This is a genomic window from Homoserinibacter sp. YIM 151385 (assembly GCF_027912415.1).
Taxonomy (GTDB): domain Bacteria; phylum Actinomycetota; class Actinomycetes; order Actinomycetales; family Microbacteriaceae; genus Schumannella.
The window spans coordinates 1,876,006-1,890,661 of record NZ_CP115175.1; the positions used below are offsets into that span (position 1 = coordinate 1,876,006).

The following is a 14,656-nucleotide window of genomic DNA, read 5'->3' on the forward strand; positions in this document are numbered from 1 at the left end:
CTAGAAGCTCGGCTCGGTCTCCGTCAGCTCGATGTTGACGCCCGTCGGGGTCTCCGCGAGGAAGCACGCCCGCCGCCCGCGCCCGCCGCGGAACACCGGGCGCTCCGCCTGGCCGGGGATGCCGCCCAGCACCGCCGGGATGTCGCCGACCTCGAAGCACACGTGGTGCAGCCCCTCGCCGCGCTCCTCGATCCAGGTCTGCACCGGCCCCGGCCGCAGCGGCTGCACGAGCTGCACGCGGTCGGGTCCCGCCGCGAGGTAGACGAGCCGCACGCCCGGATCCTCGGCCACCTCGTCGCCGACGAGCTCGAGGCCGAGCACGTCGAGGTAGTAGCGCATGGCCGAGTCCGCGTCGCGGACGGCCACCGCGACGTGGTCGATCGCGCGCATCACGACGCGCCTCCCGCGGATGCCGGGGCCGGAGTCGGCGCCGCGACGCCGAGCGCCCCCAGCGCGTCGACGATCGTGGACTCCGCCCCGACGTTGCCGGGGACGACGACGTAGGTGATCGCACGGCCGCTGCGGCCCTCGAGATCCCAGACCGAGACGCCTGGCGCGACCTGCCCGCGCACGCGCGCGCGACGGGCGCCGAGCCCGAGCCGCGCGACCTCGGCGGAGGTGATGCCGCCCTTCGAGACGACCGCGGTCACCTCGGGCTCGGCCTCGGCGACAGCCGTCGTGAGGGCGCGCATGACCCGCTCGCCGTGGTCGAGGGTGTCGTGCGCGCCCGAGCGCACGCGCTCGGTCGCGAGGAATCCGAGACGGCCGCCGCGCAGCGTCTCGACGACGCGTGCGCCCGCCGCGCGCCCGGCATCCTCGGGGGCGTCGAGCGCCGCCGCCGTGTCGATCTCGACGGGCGCACCGTGCGCGGCCGCGACGGGCGCGAGCTGCCGCGAGGCGCCCTGCGTGTGCGAGCCGCAGACGAGCAGGGTGCGGCCCGCATCGCGCGCGAGCGGCGCCTCGAGGAGGCCGCGGCTGCGCACGCCCGCGAGCTCGGCCGCGAGGGTCGCCGCCGAGCGGACGACGAGCGATCGGCCGGCGGCCTGCGCGGCGCGGATCGCGCTCGCGATGCCGACGACGTCGGCGTCCGTCTCGGCGTCGAAGGCGAGCACCGAGCCCGCCGCCGCCTCGAGGACGGCGGCGTCGAGGGCGGCGGCATCCCGCACGACCGCGAGCGGGACCGCGATCGCGGGCCGCGCCGTGCGCTGGGCGAGGTAGTCGACGAGCACCGCGGTGTCGAAGGGGAAGACCGGGTCCTCCGCGTACTCCGTGCGGTCGGCCGGCACGAGCTCGCCGTCGAGGCGCACGAGATGCACCCCGTCGAGCGTCACCCGGCCGCCCGCGGGGAAGGCGGGCACGAAGGCGATGACGGAGTCGGGCTGCGCGAAGACCTCCGTCTCGGCCATGACGTGGCCGCGCAGCGTCGAGTCGCCGCGGAGCACGAAGGCGAGCTCGGCGCCGAGGCGGGCGGCCGCCTCGGCGCACTGCTCGCGGGTCTCCGCGAGCCGCGAGACCGCGGCCTCCTCGCTCATCGCCCTCGTGTTCGCGAGCAGGTAGACGCTGTCTGCCACCGACAGCGCCTCCCTGATCGCGTCCGCGTCCCACTCGAGCAGCACCTCGACGGCCTCGGCCGACTGGGTGCCGGTGGGATCGTCGTCGAGGACGACGGTCTTCACGCGCGCTCCGCCGCGAGGGCCTGGATGCTGCGCACGACGGCGTCGCCGAGCTCGACCGTCGTGGCGGTGCCGCCGAGGTCGGGCGTGCGGTTGGCCGGGTCCTGGAGGGCGTGCTCGACGGCGGCGTCGACGAGCGCGCCCGCCTCGACCGCGGCCTGGTCGCCGCTCCGGCGGCCCAGCCAGTCGAGCATGATGCCCGCCGAGAGGATCGCCGCGACGGGGTTCGCGATGCCCTTGCCCGCGATGTCGGGCGCCGAGCCGTGCGAGGACTGGAAGAGCCCGTGGTCGTGGCCGACATCGCCCGAGCCCGAGAGGCCGAGGCCGCCGACGCTCGCGGCGGCGAGGTCGGAGATGATGTCGCCGAACATGTTCTCCGCGACGAGCACGTCGTACTGCTGCGGGCGCAGCACCTGGAAGGCCGTCATGGCGTCGACGTAGGCGTAGTCGGCCTCGACGTCGGGGTACTCGGCCGCGACCTCGTCGAAGACGCTGCGGAAGTAGGCGTAGCTCGAGAGCACGTTCGCCTTGTCGACGCAGGTGACCTTCGCGGGGCGCTCGGGGTTCTTCTCGTGGCGGGCGCGGGCGAGCTCGAAGGCCTGGCGCACGACCTTCTGGGTGCCGACCTTCGTGATGACGATCGTGTCGGTCGCGACCTCGCCGCGCACGTTGGTGCCGCCCGTGCGCGAGGCGTAGAGGCCCTCGACGTTCTCGCGGACCACGACGTAGTCGATGCCCTCGGGCTTCGCGAGCGGCGAGGGGACCCCGGGGAGGGTGCGGATCGGGCGGATGCCGGCGAAGAGGTCGAGCCCGAAGCGGAGGCGGAAGATGACATCCCCGTTGACCTCGCGGCCGTCGGGGTGGCGGGCCTCGGGCAGGCCGATCGCGCCCATGTAGATGGCGTCCGCCGCCGCGCAGGCGTCGTACTGCTCGTCCGTCATGGCGACGCCCGTGTCGACCCAGCGCTGCGCGCTCGCGTCGAGGTGCTCGTAGTCGAGCGCGGGCAGGCCCGTGGCGAGGGCGGCGGCGTCGGCGGCCTTGAGGGCCTCGGCCGTCGTCTCGGGGCCGATGCCGTCTCCGGCGAGGACGGCGATGCGGTAGCTGGACATGGTGGTGGTTCCTTCCGGGTGGGGCGGGTCAGACGATGCCGAAGAGGCGGCCCGTGAGGGTCACCGAGGCGGTCACGAAGACGGCGGCGAGCACGTCGAACACGATGCCCGATCGCACCATGCGCGTGATCGGCACCGCGCCGGTCGCGTAGACGAGCGCGTTCTGGGGCGTCGAGATCGGCAGCATGAAGCCGAAGGAGGAGCCGAAGGTCGCCGCGAGCGCGGGGAGCGTCGGGTCGATGCCGCTCGCGGTGCAGATCGAGATGACGATCGGCACGACGACGCCGACGGCGGCGAGGTTGCTGCCGACCTCCGAGATGAGGATCGCGAGGAGCACGGCGACGAAGGTCAGCACGACGACGTCCGCGACGCCGAAGGTGTCGCCGAGCAGCTGGCCGACGCGCTCGGCGAGGCCGGTCGAGGAGAGCTGCGAGCCGAAGGCGGCCGCGCAGATGATGAAGAGGAGCGTGCCCCAGTCGGTCTTGACGGCATCCCCCCAGGTCATCGCGAACTCGCGCTTCTTCCAGGCGACGGGGATGAGGAAGAGCAGGGCGGCGCCAACGATCGCGACGATGCCCTCGTCGAGCACGTCGCCGACGGCCGTGTAGATCTCCGACTCGGTGCCCGCGACGAGGCCGAGGAAGCCGGGGGTGAGCCAGCCGATGACGACGAGGCCGAACACCGCGAGCACCGCGACGCCGCCACGGCTCATGCGGCCGGCCTTCTCGCGCTCGGCGCGCATGCTGTCGCGGAGCCCCGCGAGCCTGGTGACCTCGGGCTTGTTGAGCTTCGTCAGCAGGAGCACGAGGAAGCCGAAGAGCGGGATCGCGGCACAGAGCGCGACGCCGACCCAGGAGAAGAAGCTGATGGTGTTGCCCGTGGCCGCCTCGATGAGGTCGCGGCCGATGAGCTGGTGCGGGGCGCCGACGGGCGTGATGGCGCCGCCGATGCTCGCGCTGAAGGAGAGCATGAGCAGCAGCGCGGTGCCGATGCGGAGCTTGGTGGGATCCTCCTGGCCGAGCTGGCGGCTCACGGCGACGATGAGGCCGAGCGCGGTCGGCAGGAGCATCGCGACCGTCACGGTGTTGCTGACGAAGGCGGAGAAGACGCAGGTGACGGCGCCGAAGGCGACGATCATCTTGACGACCGAGTCGCCGACGACGCGCGAGCCGAGCACCGAGTAGGCGATGCGCTGCGCGACGCCGTGCTTGAGGAGCGCCTGCGCGAGGAAGAAGGCGCCGAGGTAGAGCAGCACGATCGTGTTGCCGAAGGAGGCGAGCACCTCGTTCGCGGGCGCGACGCCGAAGAGGATCATGAGGGCGACGCCGAGCAGCGAGGCGATCGGGATCGGGATCGCCTCCGTGAGCCAGAGCACCATGGTGAAGATGAAGACGGCCGCGAGCGACTGCTGGTTCCAGGGCAGATCGAGCGGCGCGAAGAGCATGACCGCGCCGAGCAGCGGCGCGAGGATGAGGCCGGAGGTCTGGCGGCGGCGCTCGAAGCGCTCCTCGGCGGGGGTCATCGCCTGGTCGCCGATGGACTTGTAGGCACGGAACATCTCGAGGGATGCCGTCTTCTGCTCGCTCATCGTCCTGCTCCTTCGCGGGCCGTCGTGTCGTCGTCGATCAAGGCGGTGCCTCACTCCCTTGTGCGGTGCGGCCGGTGCTGCCCGGCCGGGTCGCGGATGACGTTACCCGCCCGGCGCGCAATTGGTCAACCTCTTACGCAAATAGATCGACCAACTGGGCGCTCGCGCGTGCCCGGCCCGCCGTTCGCGTCGCGCTACCGTGGTCGCATGACTGCAGACGGAGGCCGCGCGGGCCGCGCAGAGGTCGACCTCCTCGGCCCCCTCGAGGGCGAGCCCAGCGTCTCGGCCGTCGCGCAGCGCCTCATCCAGGTCATCGCCTCCGGCGCGCTCGAGCGCGGCAGCCGCCTCCCGCCGGAACGCCAGCTCGCCGAGCGGCTCGGCGTCGGGCGCAGCACGGTGCGCGAGGCCCTCGCCGTGCTCGACGTGCTCGGCATCGTCACGACCCGGCACGGCTCCGGCACCTACGTGCGCTCGACCTCCTCCTCGCTGCTGTCGAACGTCATCGACTGGGGCCTCATCCTCGACCAGCCGCGCACCCTCGACCTCGTCGAGCTGCGGCAGGACCTCGAGGCGGCATCCGCGCGGCACGCGGCCGAGCGCGCCGCGGCGGCCGACCTCGAGGCGCTCGCGGCCTGCCTCGAGCGGATGCGGGCGAGCGTGCGCGACCCCGCCGCCTTCGCGGAGGCCGACGTCGAGTTCCACCTCCTCACCGCGACCGCCGGGCGCAACTCCGTCATCGTCGAGCTGCTCTCGAGCGTGCGCTCGCTGCTGCAGGTCTGGGTCGCGCGGGCCGTCGCGGAGGAGGCGGACCTCAGCGGCACGCTCCGCGAGCACGAGCTCGTCTACGACGCCATCGCGATCCGCGACCCCGAGGGCGCGGCCGAGGCGATGGCGGCGCACATGGCCTCCGCGAGCTCGCGGCTCCGGCGCTCCCTGCGGCACCGGCACTGAGCCGCGCGGCTCAGCGGACCGAGCCTCAGGCGGGCCGTCGGGTGAGCAGCTCCCGCGCGTTCTCGTGCAGCACGCGCTCGATGACCTCCGGCCGCTCGTCGAGTGCCGCCCGAACCGAGGCGACCGGGTCCGCATCCGCCATGTCGAAGGGGTAGTCGCTGCCGAGGCAGAGCCGGTCGGGGCCGACGCGCTCGAGCAGGAACCGCATGGCGTGCGCATCGTGGGTGAGGGTGTCGAACCAGAAGCGGTCGAGGAGGGTCGACGGCGGCACGTCGAGCTGCTCGCGCGGCTCGGACCGCACCTCCCATCCGTGGTCGAAGCGGCCGATCTGGTACGGCAGGAACCCGCCGCCGTGCAGCAGGCCGAAGCGCAGCGCGCGGTTGCGCGAGAGCACCCCGCTGAACATGAGCGAGCCCGCCGCGATCGTCGTGTCGGTCGGGTTCCCGACGAAGTTGTGGAGGTAGTGGTCGTGCATGCGGTCGGCCCCCGCGACGTCCGCGCCCGGGTGGAGGACCACCGCGAGCCCGGCCGCGTCGATCGCCCGCCAGACGGCGTCGTGCGCCGGGTCGCCGAGGTTGACGCCGGCGACGTTCGTGCCGAGCTCGAGCCCGACGACGGCGGGATCGGCGACGAGCCGGGCGAGCTCGGCGAGGGCGTGCTCCTCGCTCTGCATCGGCAGGTGGCCGAGCACGACGAAGCGCTCGGGATGCGCGCGCGCCATCCCGAGCATCGCCGCGTTGTGGAGTCGGGCGGCCTCCGCGGCCGCCTCGGGCGCGAGCCGGTAGTGGAAGTGCGGCGGCGGGACGCTCAGCGCGTGCACCTGGATCCCGAGCCGGTCCATGTCCGCCAGGCGCGCCTCCGTGTCGAACATGCCGGCGGGGATCGGCCCGCTGCGACGCCCGCTCCCGTACTCGAACCACCAGCCGTCGTCCTCGCGGACGATCCTCGGCGCCGCCTCCGGCACCGTGCCGCGGAGCTCCTCGATGAAGGCCTCCGGCACGGTGTGGGCGTGGATGTCGATCGTCATGACTTCTCCAGGTCGGGTCGGGTGATCGCGGCCGCGCGCCAGAACACGATGCGCCGCTCGGCGAACCAGATGAGCAGGTACGCGACGAGGCCGATCACGAGGAAGAGGAAGATGATGACCCAGTACGCGGGGGTGTCGAATCCCGAGCGGTAGCGGAGCATCAGGTACCCGAGGCCGCCGTTCGCGCCGATGAACTCGGAGACGATCGCGCCGATGATGGCGGTCGTGGCGCCCAGCTGGAGCCCGCCGAAGATGACGGGCAGCGCCGTCGGGATGCGCAGCTTCACCATCGTCTGCCACTTCGAGGCGCCGAGCGAGCGCATGAGGTTCACGGCGTTCGGCTCGGCGAGGCCGAGGCCCGAGAGCGTCGTGATGAAGACCGCGTAGAAGCACGCGATCGCCGCCTGGAGCACCTTGCCCTCGATGCCGAAGCCGAGCGCGGCGATGATGATCGGCGCGAGGATGACGGTCGGGATCGCCTCGAGCGCCGACAGGAACGGCAGGTACGCCGCCCGCAGCCGGCTCGAGGCGCTGAGCAGCATCCCGAGCAGGAAGCCGACCGCGCCGCCGAGGGTGAAGCCGCCGACGATCTCGAGCAGGGTGCGCGCGACCTGCGCGCCGAAGCCGTTCGCCCCCACGACCCGCGGGATCGACTCGAGCACCGCGATCGGCGAGGGGAGCAGGATGCGCGGCACGGCCCCGGTCTCGGTCGCCGCGAACCAGGCGAGCAGGATCACGGGCAGGATGGCGGCGGTCAGCAGGTACGGCGAGCGCCGTCGGCGGCGCGCCGCGGTGGAGCCGCGCTCGGCGGCCACGGCCAGGGATTCGGTGCGGGTCATCGCTTCCTCGCTCGGGCTTCGTCGGACCAGAACACGACTCGGCGCTCGATCACGTCGGCCACCGAGACGAGCACGACGGCGAGCACGACGACGACGAGGACCACCGAGTAGGTGAGGGGCATGTTCAGCTGGGAGGCGAACTCCTTCGCGAGCTTGCCCAGGCCGCCATCGGAGGCGGAGAGGATCTCGGCGACGAGCACGCCCGTGAACGCGAGCAGCAGGCTGTGCTTGACGCCGACCATGATCATCGGCAGCGCCGAGGGGAGCTGCAGCTTGAGGAACACCTGCGTCCGCGACGCCCGCAGCGACTGCATGAGCTTGAACTCGTTCGCGGCGGGCAGCGCCAGGCCGACCATGGTGTCGATCCAGACCGGGAAGAAGCAGATGATGACGGCGAGCGCGATCTTGCTCTCCGGGCCGAAGCCGAGCCAGCCGATGAGGAGCGGTGCGAGCACCACCTTCGGCAGCGCCTGGACGGCGATCGCGTAGGGGGTGATCGCCGTGCGGATGAAGGGCGAGGTGCCGAGCAGCACGCCCATCGCGAAGCCGAAGGACACCCCGATCGCCCAGGCGATCGCGACGGCGCCCATCGTCTTGCCGAGGTCCTCCCACCAGTAGCCGGAGCCGAGCAGCTGCACGAAGCCGGCGGCGACGTCGCTGAAGGTGGGGAACAGGATGCGGTTCACGCCCTCGAGGCGGGGCACGAGCTCCCAGGCGAGGACCATGACGCCGATCGTGACGATCGTGATCCAGGCCGAGCCCTCGCGGATGCGCCGCACGACCCCCGGCCGTCTCGCCGGCACCCGCGTGACGCCCGGGTCCGGCGCGATGACGGTCACTGGAGCTCCAGCATGCGGCGGGCCTTCGCGACGAGTGCGACGAAGTCGCTCGTCGTCTGGAGGTCGGGGGTGCGCGGGCGGTCGAAGGGCACCTCGATGATGTCCACGAGACGCCCCGGCCGGGCGCTCATCACGGCGATCCGGTCCGACATGAAGACCGCCTCCGTGATGTTGTGCGTCACGAGCACCGCGGTGCTGCCCGAGTAGGCCTGGAGCCGCAGCAGCTCCTGGTTCATGGTCTCGCGCGTGAACTCGTCGAGCGCCCCGAAGGGCTCGTCGAGCAGGAGCAGCTTCGGGTCGTCGAGCAGCACCCGGCACAGGGCCGCGCGCTGCTGCATGCCGCCCGAGAGCTGCCAGGGGTAGGAGTCGGCGAACTCGCCGATCCCCACCATGCCGAGCAGCTCCCGGGCCTTCGGCGCGTGCGCCTTCTTCGACTCGCCCGCGATCTCGACCGGCAGGAGCACGTTCTGCAGCGTCGTGCGCCACGGGAACATGACCGCCTGCTGGAACATCATCCCGATGTCGCGCCGCGGCTCCGTCATCGGCTGCCCGTCGAAGGTGATGTCGCCCGAGGTCGGGGCGAGCAGGCCGCCCATGATGTTGAGCGCGGTGGACTTGCCGCAGCCGCTCGGCCCGAGCAGGGAGAGGAACTCGCCCTTCCGCACCTCGAGGTCGAGGCCGCTCAGCGCGACCATCTCCCGATCGCCCGACCCGAAGGTCTTCGTGATCCCTCTCGTCTGCACCAGTGCCGACGTCTCCGTCGTCGTCGTCATGGTCCTCTCCTCTCCTCTGCTCGCGGCCTCAGCCGTTCTGCAGCTCGTAGTCCGCGGCGTCCTGTGCCACGGCGTCGCGGTCGAAGTCGTTGGCGTACTCGATCCACTCGGAGTTGAGCACGGAGTCCGCGCTCGTCTCCTGGTACTCGTCGGAGGTCGAGCGGATGAGGTCGAGGAACTCCTGCGTCCCCTGGGTGTCGTGCGCGCCGATCGCGGCCTCGTCCGCCGGCGGCACCTGCTCGAGCGAGAGGTCGAAGCGGAGGTCGCCCTGCGAGACGCCGTCGGCGTTCGGCTCGAAGGCGGCCGGGATCGCGCCCTTCATCATGTCGCGGCAGGCGTCCTCGTTCTGCAGGCAGAAGTAGATGCCCATCGCGGTGCCCCGGGCGAAGGCCTGGAGCGCCTCCGGCTTCTGGTCGATCACCGACTGGGTGGTGATGATGCCGCGCGCGGGGAAGGTGTTGTAGATGTCGGGGGTGAAGTCCAGGAGGTCGTAGCCGGCCGTCTGGAGCGCGAAGATGTCGTTGTAGGCGGTGGAGTAGGCGTCGACGGAGCCGCTGTCGAGCGCCGCGAGCGTCTCCGGTCCGCCGTCGCCGATGGGGATGAGCTGCACCTCCGTGATGGGGTCGATCCCGGCGTCGCGGAGCGCGGCCTCGAGGAACGCGACCTCGCCGCCGCCCGGCTCCGAGATCCCGATGTTCTTGCCCTTGAGCCCCGCGATGTCGCTGATGCCCTCGCTCTCGGGGACGAAGATGCCGAAGATCGCGCCGCTCGAGTAGGTGAACATGTTGACGACGGGGAGGCCGACGAGGGCCGCCTCGCCGAAGGCCGGCGCGGAGGGGTTCCCCGCGTCGGCGTTGCCGGCGATGATCTGCTCCATCGCATCGCCCGAGCCGCCGGTCGCGACGAAGTCGACGTCGAGTCCGAGGTCGTCGTAGTAGCCGAGCTCGTCGGCGGCGAGCCAGCCCCACCACTCGGCGGTGTAGGTGTCGGCGGCGGCCATGGCCATGGTGATCGACTGGCGCCCGTCGGCGCCGTCGTCGCCGCCTCCGGTGCAGCCGGCGGTGAGTCCCAGGACGGCGACCGCGATGACCGCGGGCGCCAGGTGCTGCTTCTTCATGCTCGAATCTCCTTCGGTTCGGTGCAGAGGGTGGTGCAGAGGGGGGTGCCGGCGCGCGTCCCGGCGCCTCGGGTGGTGCTCGTCCGGATCATGTCGGGACCCGCTCGGACTCGGCCCGCGCCTCGATCACGAGCTCGGCGCCCGCCGTCATGAGCGCGAAGGCCTCCGGCATCCGCTCCGCGACCGCGCGCTGCGCCCGGAACCCGGAGCAGTGCATCGGGGAGACGAGCCGCAGCTCGCGCTCGATGAGGCCGTCGACCGTCTGGTCGATCTTCTCCTGCGTGATGCCCGCGTGGCCCAGGTGGAAGCCGCCGAGGACGCCGTGGAGGCGCTCGCCGTCGCCGACGGTCCGCGCGTGGTCGAGCGAGCTCAGCACGCCCGAGTGCCCGCAGGGGTCGAGCACCACGAGTCCGACGCCGGCGACGTTCAGCACGAGCGTGAGGTAGTCCTCGATGGGGTCCGGGTGCACGTGGCCGTCGCGGATGGTCATGCGGCCGGTGGGCACCTCGTGCTCGAAGTCGACCGTCGTCGGGATCTCGCCGCTCGTCGTGATGCCGGGCGCGAGGTCGAGCGGCTCGCGCACCGCGACGACGCCGGCGCCCGCCTCGACGAGCTCGGCCTCCGTCAGCGCCCGGTTGAAGTACTGGAGCATGAGATCCGGCCGGCGGATCGAGCGCGGGTGGAACGCCGAAGGGTGCACGACGAGCGGCACGCGCCGCCCGATCGCCCCGAGGGCGGCATAGATGCCGCCGAAGTGGTCGGGGTGCCCGTGGCTCAGCACCACCTGGTCGACCTCGGCGAGGTCGACCCCGAGCACGCCGGCGTTGTGGATGATCGGGATGCCGCTCATGCCGGCATCGAAGAGGATCGTCGTCGTGCGTCCCGCGGTCGTCGCGCGGATGAGGAACGAGATGCCGTTCTCGGCGAGGGGCGTGCCGCGCCGGGGCAGGAAGTGCTCCGGCATCCCCTGCCGCCGGATCGTCGGCGTGTTCTGCATGAGCATGTCGATGTAGTTGTCGACGAGGATCGTGATCGAGACGCGCTCGCAGGCCTGCATGGCGTCACTCCCTCGCGGCGCTCGGGGTCGGGTGCGGGATGGCGTTCACGTTCATCATGCCTCCGGTCGGTTCGAGAGCACCGCGGTCGCGTGCCCCGCGAGGGTCATGCCCATCGCGTGCACGAGGGAGAGGCGCGCATCCGGCACCTGCCGCCGGCCCGCGGCGCCGCGCAGCTGCTGCACCGCCTCGATCACGAGGAAGATGCCGAGCATCCCGGGGTGCGTGTACGACAGCCCCGCGCCGTTCGTGTTGAGCGCGAGGCTCCCGCCCGGGGCGACGGCGCCGCTCGCCGCGAACGCGCCGCCCTCGCCCTTCGCGCAGAACCCGAGGTCCTCGAGCAGCACGAGCAGGCTGATGGTGAAGGCGTCGTAGACGTGCGCCGTGTCGATCTCGTCGAGCCGCACCCCCGCCATCGCGAGCGCGCGCTCGGAGCTGCGAGCCGCCTCCGTCGTCGTGAGGTCCGGCATCGCCGAGACGTTGCGGTGGTTCTGCGCCTCACCCGAGCCGAGCAGGTAGACGGGATGCGGGCTGAGATCGCGGGCCCGCTCGGCCGAGACGAGGACGACCGCGCCGCCGCCGTCGGTGACGAGGCAGCAGTCGAGCTTGTGGAGGGGCGAGGCGATGACCCGGGAGGACATGACCTCGTCGATCGTGAGCGGCTCCGGAAAGGGTGCGTCGTCGACGAGCAGCGACCACTCGCGCGCCGCGACGGCGAGCGCCGCGAGCTGCTCGCCCGTCGTCCCGTACTGCGCCATGTGCCGGTGGGCGACCATGCCGAAGGCGCCGATCGGGTGGATGAGCCCGTAGGGCAGCTCGTACGCCGACTGCTCGGCCATGCTCACAAGGGAGCCGGCGTCGCTGCGCTGGGTGCTGCCGTAGGCGACGACCGCGACCGAGCAGAGGCCGGCCTGGATCGCTGCCGCGGCGTGGCCGAGGTGCGCGACGAAGGAGGCGCCGCCGAGCGCGGTCGAGTCGACGTACGTCGGGTTCACCCCGAGGTACTCGCCGAGCGTCAGCGTCGGCATCGCGTAGTAGGAGGAGGAGGTGAAGAGCCCGTCGACGTCCGAGAGCCGGAGGCCGGCATCCTGCACCGCCTGTGCGACGGCGACCGCCATGACGCCCGCGGGCGAGCGCCCCCGGGCCTTGAAGGTGTCGACCTGGGCGGCGCCGATGATCGCCGCGCTGCCGCTGATGCTCATGCTGCTCCCTCCTCGGCCGGGTCGCGGAGCTCGACGGCGAGCACCGTGAGCTCCGGGTCCCCGTCGTCGAACGCGATCCGCACGGGCGTGCCGACCGCGACCTCCACGCCCTCCGGGACGGAAGTCAGCACGCGGAAGCCCTCGTCGAGGTCGACGAGCGCGAGCGCGTAGGGCGCCAGATCCCCGAGGATCGGCGAGCCCGCTCGATACTGCGTGGTGTGCGAGTGCACGACGCCGAGTCCGGCGGAGGTCTCGAGCGCGAGCTCGGCGCCCCCGCAGCGCGGGCAGACGGTGCGCAGCGGGAAGACGACCGCCGCGTCCTCCGCGCAGCGCTGGTACACGAGCCGGTGCTCGCGGAGCGCGTCGTAGAACACCTGCTCCTCGCCGCGGAGTGCGGGATGCGGCCGCCGGGTCGCCGGGCTCATCGCGCGCCCGCCATCGCGTGGTCCCGGATCGCGGCGAGCACGGCATCCGCCACCTCGCGGGTGCTCGAGGTGCCGCCGAGGTCGGGCGTCCGGATCCCGGTCTCGCCGAGGACCCGCCGGATCGCGGCGAGCGCCGCATCGTGCGCGGCGCGCTCCCCGAGGTGGTCGAGCATCATCGCCGCCGACCAGATCTGGCCGATCGGGTTCGCGATGCCGCGGCCGGCGATGTCGGGGGCCGAGCCGTGCACCGGCTCGAACATGGAGGGGTGCTCGCGCTCGGGGTTGAGGTTCGCGGAGGGCGCCATGCCCATGCTGCCGACGATGACCGCGCCGATGTCGGTGAGGATGTCGCCGAAGAGGTTCGAGCCGACGACGACGTCGAGCTCGCCCGGGTGGCTGATGAAGCGGGCCGCGAGCGCGTCGACGTGGAGCAGCCGCCCCTCCACCCCGGGGTGCTCGGCGAGCACGTCGGCGAAGACCTCGTCCCAGAAGGGCATCGAGTGGATGATGCCGTTCGACTTCGTCGCCGAGACGAGGGTGCCGCCGCGCGACTCGGCGAGCCCGGCCGCGAACCGCACGACCCGCTCGATCCCGCGCCGCGAGAACACGGCCTCCTGCAGGGCGAGCTCGCGGTCCGTGCCGGGGAAGACCCGGCCGCCGATCTCGGAGTACTCGCCCTCGCTGTTCTCGCGGACCACGAGGATGTCGATCCCGCCGGCCGTCTCACGGAGCGGGCTCTCGACCCCGGGCAGGAGGAGCGCCGGGCGGAGGTTCACGTACTGGTCGAACGCCCGGCGGATCGGGATGAGCAGCCCCCACAGCGACACGTGGTCGGGCACGCCGGGCGCGCCGACCGCGCCGAGGAGGATGGCGTCGTGCTCGGCGAGCGCCGCGATCCCGTCCTCCGGCATCATCGCGCCGTGCTCCAGGTAGTGGTCGCAGCCCCACGGGTACTCGGTCCACGCCACCTCGAAGCCGTGGAGCCCGCCGAGGAGGTCGACGGCCTCGAGCGCGGGCGGCATGACCTCGACGCCGATGCCGTCGCCCGGCAGCACCGCGACGGCGTGGTGCCGCGGGGAGCTCACTTGATCGCCATCGGGTTCACGGGCGAGCCGACCGCGCGGGTGAAGGGCAGCGGCGGCGCGCAGAAGAAGAAGTCGTACTGGCCGTCCTCGCGGCAGTCGGCGGCGAGCTCCTCGAAGTCGAAAATCTCGCCCACCCAGAGGCCCATCGCGACGATGAAGACGCAGTGCAGCGGCTGGAAGACGTCCTCCGTCTGGTTCGGCAGCACCTCCATGCCCCAGGTGTCGACGGCGAGGCCGGCGATGTTCCGCTCCGCGACCCAGGGCACGCTCTCGAGCCCGAGCCCCGGGGCCGGGCCGCCCGCGTAGTCGCCCCAGTCGCCGCGGCGCTCCCCCACCATGCCGGTGCGGATCATGACGAAGTCGCCCTCGCCGACCGTGACGCCGTGCGCGGCCTCCGCCGCCTCCAGATCCTCCGCGGTGATCGCGTAGCCGGGCTCCAGCGCGTCGACGCCCTTGAGGTGGGCGATGTCGAGCAGGACCCCGCGGCCGGCCATCTGGTCGGTCGCGTTCGCGACGGAGCCGAAGCGGGCGCCCTTGCTCGTGACCTGGTCGGGCGTGCGCCCGTTGTACATGTGCCCGTCGAAGAAGATGTGCGCGAGGGCATCCCACTGGGTCGAGGACTGCAGCGCCATGATGATGATGTCGTCGGTGCCGCGGAGGTGCCGGTCGCGACCGCCGTAGAACTCGTCGATGACGGTCCCCATCTCGATGTCGCCGCCGTCGCGGAACATGAGGTGGATGGGGTTGAAGCGACCGCCGAATCCGCCCGCGACCTGCGGGCCGGTGGCGTCCATGGGCAGCGCCATCGAGATCCGCTTGCCGGAGCGGATGCTCGCGGCGGCCGCGGCGACCCGCTCGGGCGTCGCGTGGTTGAGGGTGCCGCGCTCGTCGTCGTCGCCCCAGCGGCCCCAGTTGCGGTAGCGCTCGCTGAGCTCGCGCACGGTGTCGACGGACGGCTTCTCGGTGGTCATCG

At 72.4% G+C, this 14,656-nt stretch carries 15 protein-coding genes; 1 reads left to right on the forward strand and 14 read right to left on the reverse strand.

The annotated features are described in order from the left end of the window. From OF852_RS09140 to OF852_RS09155, 4 genes are read right to left on the reverse strand one after another with little or no spacing between them, the layout of a single operon-like run. Positions 1-390, reverse strand: coding sequence for a VOC family protein (locus OF852_RS09140; RefSeq protein ID WP_271118856.1), 390 nt, complete (start codon positions 388-390; stop codon positions 1-3). Then, a complete protein-coding gene (locus tag OF852_RS09145; RefSeq protein WP_271118857.1) occupies positions 390-1,676 on the reverse strand; it encodes a four-carbon acid sugar kinase family protein in 1,287 nt (428 codons plus the stop codon). Before OF852_RS09145 ends, OF852_RS09140 begins: the two co-directional genes overlap by 1 nt. Continuing rightward, the gene (locus tag OF852_RS09150) at positions 1,673-2,782 is read right to left on the reverse strand and encodes an isocitrate/isopropylmalate dehydrogenase family protein (RefSeq protein WP_271118858.1); all 1,110 of its coding nucleotides are present in this window, start codon (positions 2,780-2,782) and stop codon (positions 1,673-1,675) included. Before OF852_RS09150 ends, OF852_RS09145 begins: the two co-directional genes overlap by 4 nt. A gap of 28 nt (positions 2,783-2,810) precedes the next feature. Further along, positions 2,811-4,370, reverse strand: coding sequence for an SLC13 family permease (locus OF852_RS09155; RefSeq protein ID WP_271118859.1), 1,560 nt, complete (start codon positions 4,368-4,370; stop codon positions 2,811-2,813). Between the two features lie 207 nt (positions 4,371-4,577). Here OF852_RS09155 and OF852_RS09160 point away from each other — a divergent pair, with 207 nt between their 5' ends. After that, complete coding sequence (locus OF852_RS09160; RefSeq protein WP_271118860.1) at positions 4,578-5,321, forward strand: FadR/GntR family transcriptional regulator; 744 nt, start codon at positions 4,578-4,580, stop codon at positions 5,319-5,321. Between the two features lie 25 nt (positions 5,322-5,346). Here OF852_RS09160 and OF852_RS09165 read toward each other — a convergent pair whose 3' ends face one another. The 10 genes from OF852_RS09165 to OF852_RS09210 form a co-directional block, all read right to left on the reverse strand. Then, the gene (locus OF852_RS09165; RefSeq protein ID WP_271118861.1) at positions 5,347-6,348 is read right to left on the reverse strand and encodes an amidohydrolase family protein; all 1,002 of its coding nucleotides are present in this window, start codon (positions 6,346-6,348) and stop codon (positions 5,347-5,349) included. Then, positions 6,345-7,187, reverse strand: coding sequence for an ABC transporter permease (locus tag OF852_RS09170; RefSeq protein WP_271118862.1), 843 nt, complete (start codon positions 7,185-7,187; stop codon positions 6,345-6,347). The genes OF852_RS09165 and OF852_RS09170 overlap by 4 nt, the downstream gene beginning before the upstream one ends. Continuing rightward, positions 7,184-8,026, reverse strand: a complete 843-nt coding sequence (locus OF852_RS09175; protein ID WP_271118863.1) for an ABC transporter permease — start codon at positions 8,024-8,026, stop codon at positions 7,184-7,186. The genes OF852_RS09170 and OF852_RS09175 overlap by 4 nt, the downstream gene beginning before the upstream one ends. Then, positions 8,023-8,799 (reverse strand): ABC transporter ATP-binding protein, encoded by a 777-nt coding sequence (locus OF852_RS09180; protein ID WP_271118864.1) that lies wholly within the window; start codon positions 8,797-8,799, stop codon positions 8,023-8,025. The genes OF852_RS09175 and OF852_RS09180 overlap by 4 nt, the downstream gene beginning before the upstream one ends. Before the next feature lie 28 nt (positions 8,800-8,827). Then, complete coding sequence (locus OF852_RS09185; protein ID WP_271118865.1) at positions 8,828-9,916, reverse strand: ABC transporter substrate-binding protein; 1,089 nt, start codon at positions 9,914-9,916, stop codon at positions 8,828-8,830. Between the two features lie 88 nt (positions 9,917-10,004). After that, positions 10,005-10,973, reverse strand: coding sequence for an MBL fold metallo-hydrolase (locus tag OF852_RS09190; protein ID WP_271118866.1), 969 nt, complete (start codon positions 10,971-10,973; stop codon positions 10,005-10,007). Between the two features lie 54 nt (positions 10,974-11,027). Further along, positions 11,028-12,173, reverse strand: coding sequence for an acetyl-CoA acetyltransferase (locus tag OF852_RS09195; RefSeq protein WP_271118867.1), 1,146 nt, complete (start codon positions 12,171-12,173; stop codon positions 11,028-11,030). Continuing rightward, a complete protein-coding gene (locus tag OF852_RS09200; RefSeq protein ID WP_271118868.1) occupies positions 12,170-12,598 on the reverse strand; it encodes a Zn-ribbon domain-containing OB-fold protein in 429 nt (142 codons plus the stop codon). The genes OF852_RS09195 and OF852_RS09200 overlap by 4 nt, the downstream gene beginning before the upstream one ends. Beyond that, positions 12,595-13,683, reverse strand: a complete 1,089-nt coding sequence (locus OF852_RS09205) for a tartrate dehydrogenase (RefSeq protein WP_271118869.1) — start codon at positions 13,681-13,683, stop codon at positions 12,595-12,597. Before OF852_RS09205 ends, OF852_RS09200 begins: the two co-directional genes overlap by 4 nt. Continuing rightward, the gene (locus tag OF852_RS09210) at positions 13,680-14,654 is read right to left on the reverse strand and encodes a cyclase family protein (protein ID WP_271118870.1); all 975 of its coding nucleotides are present in this window, start codon (positions 14,652-14,654) and stop codon (positions 13,680-13,682) included. The genes OF852_RS09205 and OF852_RS09210 overlap by 4 nt, the downstream gene beginning before the upstream one ends. Positions 14,655-14,656 lie beyond the last annotated feature (2 nt).

What these genes read in the sequence shown, in the direction of transcription:
- OF852_RS09170 (WP_271118862.1), bottom strand. Translation starts at nt 7,187, where the DNA reads ATGACCCGCACCGAATCCCTGGCCGTGGCCGCCGAGCGCGGCTCCACC.
- OF852_RS09165 (WP_271118861.1), bottom strand. Translation starts at nt 6,348, where the DNA reads ATGACGATCGACATCCACGCCCACACCGTGCCGGAGGCCTTCATCGAG.
- OF852_RS09160 (WP_271118860.1), top strand. Translation starts at nt 4,578, where the DNA reads ATGACTGCAGACGGAGGCCGCGCGGGCCGCGCAGAGGTCGACCTCCTC.
- OF852_RS09150 (WP_271118858.1), bottom strand. Translation starts at nt 2,782, where the DNA reads ATGTCCAGCTACCGCATCGCCGTCCTCGCCGGAGACGGCATCGGCCCC.
- OF852_RS09190 (WP_271118866.1), bottom strand. Translation starts at nt 10,973, where the DNA reads ATGCAGGCCTGCGAGCGCGTCTCGATCACGATCCTCGTCGACAACTAC.
- OF852_RS09210 (WP_271118870.1), bottom strand. Translation starts at nt 14,654, where the DNA reads ATGACCACCGAGAAGCCGTCCGTCGACACCGTGCGCGAGCTCAGCGAG.
- OF852_RS09185 (WP_271118865.1), bottom strand. Translation starts at nt 9,916, where the DNA reads ATGAAGAAGCAGCACCTGGCGCCCGCGGTCATCGCGGTCGCCGTCCTG.
- OF852_RS09200 (WP_271118868.1), bottom strand. Translation starts at nt 12,598, where the DNA reads ATGAGCCCGGCGACCCGGCGGCCGCATCCCGCACTCCGCGGCGAGGAG.
- OF852_RS09180 (WP_271118864.1), bottom strand. Translation starts at nt 8,799, where the DNA reads ATGACGACGACGACGGAGACGTCGGCACTGGTGCAGACGAGAGGGATC.
- OF852_RS09155 (WP_271118859.1), bottom strand. Translation starts at nt 4,370, where the DNA reads ATGAGCGAGCAGAAGACGGCATCCCTCGAGATGTTCCGTGCCTACAAG.
- OF852_RS09195 (WP_271118867.1), bottom strand. Translation starts at nt 12,173, where the DNA reads ATGAGCATCAGCGGCAGCGCGGCGATCATCGGCGCCGCCCAGGTCGAC.
- OF852_RS09140 (WP_271118856.1), bottom strand. Translation starts at nt 390, where the DNA reads ATGCGCGCGATCGACCACGTCGCGGTGGCCGTCCGCGACGCGGACTCG.